Source organism: Alteribacillus sp. JSM 102045, from assembly GCF_041949975.1.
GTDB lineage: Bacteria > Bacillota > Bacilli > Bacillales > Marinococcaceae > Alteribacillus.
The window spans coordinates 1-3,734 of the sequence record NZ_JBHFQG010000071.1; the positions used below are offsets into that span (position 1 = coordinate 1).

Annotated in this window: 3 protein-coding genes; 2 read left to right on the forward strand and 1 reads right to left on the reverse strand. The window is 45.4% G+C overall.

Features of this window, described 5'->3' with window-relative positions; genetic code table 11:
* Positions 1–326 precede the first annotated feature (326 nt).
* Positions 327–1,778, reverse strand: a complete 1,452-nt coding sequence (locus tag ACE1TI_RS21410) for an aldehyde dehydrogenase family protein (protein WP_375009544.1) — start codon at positions 1,776–1,778, stop codon at positions 327–329.
* Between the two features lie 313 nt (positions 1,779–2,091).
* On the opposite strand from ACE1TI_RS21410, the gene ACE1TI_RS21415 reads away from it, so the two are divergent.
* Together ACE1TI_RS21415 and ACE1TI_RS21420 are read left to right on the forward strand one after the other, a co-directional pair.
* Complete coding sequence (locus tag ACE1TI_RS21415; protein ID WP_375009545.1) at positions 2,092–3,015, forward strand: DMT family transporter; 924 nt, start codon at positions 2,092–2,094, stop codon at positions 3,013–3,015.
* A 45-nt stretch (positions 3,016–3,060) separates the two neighbouring features.
* Entirely contained in the window at positions 3,061–3,705 is a 645-nt protein-coding gene (locus tag ACE1TI_RS21420; protein WP_375009546.1) for an SDR family oxidoreductase, read from the forward strand.
* Positions 3,706–3,734: the final 29 nt, after the last annotated feature.

Below are 3,734 nucleotides of genomic sequence, written 5' to 3' on the forward strand. Positions count from 1 at the left end.
TATCATTCATGACCTTTTGGGACAGCCCCTTTTTGTCATAACAAGTTAAGACGGGCGTTCCACTTCATTTTTCAGCAGGATCACGCGCGGATAAGGATATTCTTCTTCTTCTCCGGCAAAGGGGTAGCCTAAGTATCCTACGCAGACCGTTCTTTCATATTCTGCGATTACCCGGCATTCTTTGCTTTGATATAAGAGAAGTTCGCTTTTTCAAACAGCGGTTCTTCTTTATTGTTTTCCATAACAAATCCCCCTTTTCACTTAGTAGTAATTTAAAGCAAGTTGCGCAAAGACGCAAGTCTTAAGTGAAAAAAGTTGGAGATTAGTTAAAATGGATATTGCCGGTAACCGGCCTGGACACCTATCCATTGAACGGTTGTAAATTTGTCGATAGCCCATTCGCCCCCGAAACGACCGAGTCCAGAATGTTTCTCTCCGCCGAAAGCGACATGCGCTTCGTCATTTACAGACTGATCGTTTATGTGGATCATGCCTGTTTTGATTTGTTTCGCCACTTGCATGCCGCGGAAGCGGTCTTCAGTGAAGACAGAGCCGCTCAGCCCGTAAGGAGAATCGTTAGCGATTTGAATGGCTTCTTCTTCACTTTTCACTTTAATAATGGTGGCTACAGGGCCGAAAATTTCACGCTTTGCGATCGGCATCTCATTTGTAACTTCCGTTAAAATGACCGGATCCATCACAGTGCCGTTTGTTTCGCCTCCGAGCTTCAGCACGGCTCCCTCCTGGATACTGTCCTCAACTTGCTTTTGAATACGTTCCACCTGTTCTTCGTTGATGAGAGGACCGACAACTGTCTTTTCATCAGCAGGATCGCCAGCCTGAAGGTTTTTCGTTTTCGCTGTAAACTTATCGACAAATTCATCGTGCACGCTTTCGTGAACGAGGATGCGGTTCAAAGCCATGCAGATTTGTCCCTGATGCAGGAACTTTCCGAATGCTGCTGCTTCCACTGCTTCATCAATATTAGCGTCGTCAAGGACAAGCATAGCATTGTTGCCGCCAAGTTCAAGCGCCGTTTCTTTTAAATGCTTGCCGGCAAGTTCGGCGAGGTGACTTCCGACCTCGGTTGAACCGGTAAAGGAGAGTACTTTTGGCGCCGGATGGGTCACAAAATCATCACCGATTTCTGATCCTCTTCCGGCGACCACATGGAACACACCCTTTGGAAATTCAGCTTCCTCGATTAACGAAGCAATTAAAAAGCCTGATGTAACAGGAGTGTCGGAAGCGGGTTTCACGACCACTGTATTTCCGGTGGCGAGAGCAGGGGCGACAGAACGCATGGAAAGATGGAAAGGGAAATTCCATGGTCCGATGACCCCGACGACGCCTTTCGGGCGACGATACACATAATTTTCTTTATTAGGGATATTGGAAGGAAAGATTTTCCCCTCCATTCTCGATGGGAACGAGGCGGCTTCCAGCGTGACATCCAGGGCTGCATGAAATTCGGCTTCCGCCTTTCCAATCGTGCTTCCGGCTTCTTTTACAAGCCATGAGGTGATCTCATCCTTGCGGCTTTTGATCACTTCTGCGAGCTTATGCAAATACGCCCGTTTTTCAGAAGGAGTAAGAGCTTCCCAGTCCGGCTGAGCTTTCCCGGCTGCTTCGTACGCCTCGTCCAAATCTTTTTTATTGGCGGAACGGATCGTCCCCAGCCGTTCTCCTGAGTATGGATTTATATTTTCAATGGTTTTCTCACTGCTGCCGTCTTTCCATTCTCCGTTAATATATTGTTTCGTGTAATTATGACTCATACTAACCCTCCAATTAAGGTTTGATAATGTAATGCTATTTTATTGTAGTATTATTCTAATTCTATGGTTTAGCCAAAATCAAATAAAAAGTCCTAAAGGTCAATGAAAGTCAAAACTTTTTTAATATAATGAAAAAATGTATAGATTTGGGAAAGAAAAGGTGAGAAAATAGCATTAATTTCACAACTGCATAGCTTTAATATCCCGGGTGCTTTCTGAAAGCAGCACACCGCTTTCAAAGAGATTAAAGAAAAGAAGGTGAGAGCATGCGTCCATTTGCTGCGTACGGCATTACTGTTGCCGGAGCATCGTTTTGGGGTTTGACAGGGCTGTTCGTTCAGAAGTTATACGTGTATGGACTGTCTCCTCTGGAGATGTGGTCACGGTCCGGATGACACTGTCAACGCTTATTATGTTCGGGATTCTTTGTTTTATCCGCCCGTATCTTATCAAAATACATCTTCGTGATCTTCCTCACTTTATTGGTTTAGGGGTAGTCAGCATCGCCTTGTTTAACTGGTGCTACTTCACCGTTATGGAGCAGTCCTCTCTTTCTGTAGCCGTTGTTCTCTTATACACAAGTCCCGTATTCGTTGCCCTTCTTTCCAGGTTTATCTTTCAAGAGTTGTTAACGATTAGTAAAATCATTGCTATTCTGTTAACGTTAACAGGCTGCGCACTCGTCGCTGGATTAGTGCCGGCGGGAGCCGGAGGCCTGACAGAAGGAAGCCTGTTCATTGGGTTTGCCTCCGGTTTCTTTTGTGCTCTGTACAGCATCATCGGAAAATTCGTGAGCCGCAAATACCATTCGATTACCATTACGGCTTATTCCATGCTCTGCGGAAGTGTGGTTTTATTTCCAAGCAGTGGCATCGTGAATAACTGGGAGCCCTTTACAGAGCTGCCGGTATGGGGATTTGCTCTTGGAAGTGTTCTTGTCAGCACCATTTTAGCTTACGTGTTATATACCATGGGGCTGAAGTATATAGAATCCAGTCATGCTGCGATATTATCAACGGTTGAACCGATTGTGGCGATTATGGTGGGAGTGACCTTGTTTCATGACCAGTTGACGTCATGGCAAAGTGTAGGAATTGCGCTTGTTTTTTCATCGATTCTGCTGTCGATTTTCTCTCACAAGCGTAAATTTCAATGGCCTGGAAAGCCCGGCGGAAAACATCACCGAAGACATCCCTTGTATGAAGATAATTCTGATGGTTTGGCCAAAACAGAATAGGGAATATTTTTAAAAGTTATATTTTGAAAAGAAAGGAGAGACAGCATGAAAGTACTTGTAGCAGGGGCCAATGGCCATACTGGCAGAATAATAGTGCAAATGCTTGGTCAACACAGTGAGCATGAGGCGTATGCAATGATTAGAGACGCGGCACAAGCAGAAAAGATGAAAGAGCTTGGCGCAGCCGGTGTGGTTGTTTTGGACCTGGAAGGAAACGTTGCAAAAGCACCTGAAGAAATGGATGCGGTCATTTTCGCAGCAGGCTCCGGTTCACAAACAGGACCGAAAAAAACCATTTCTGTTGATCAGGAAGGGGCAAAAAAATTAATTGATGCCTCAAGGGTACAGGAGGTTAAACATTTTATCATGCTAAGCGGCATTGGAGCAGAGCATCCGCACGGACCGATTAAGCATTACCTGGAGGCGAAAGGCATCGCCGATGCGCATCTTGCCGCCAGCGGGCTCGCTTACACCATTGTCCGTCCAGGGCTTCTCACTTTTCATAAAGGCTCGGGGAAAGTAGAAATGAGGAAGAAAATAGAAAACCGGGAAAATCGCAGCATATCAAGGGAAGACGTGGCGAAGGTAATGGTTCTGTCGCTTGATGAAGAAAATGCAAAAGGAAAAACATTTGAGCTGTTGAGCGGGGAACAAGATATAAAAGAAGCACTAAAGACTTACAAGGAATAAGGTGCTGTCCCAAAAGGTCATGAATGATG

What these genes read in the sequence shown, in the direction of transcription:
- ACE1TI_RS21410 (WP_375009544.1), bottom strand. Translation starts at nt 1,778, where the DNA reads ATGAGTCATAATTACACGAAACAATATATTAACGGAGAATGGAAAGAC.
- ACE1TI_RS21420 (WP_375009546.1), top strand. Translation starts at nt 3,061, where the DNA reads ATGAAAGTACTTGTAGCAGGGGCCAATGGCCATACTGGCAGAATAATA.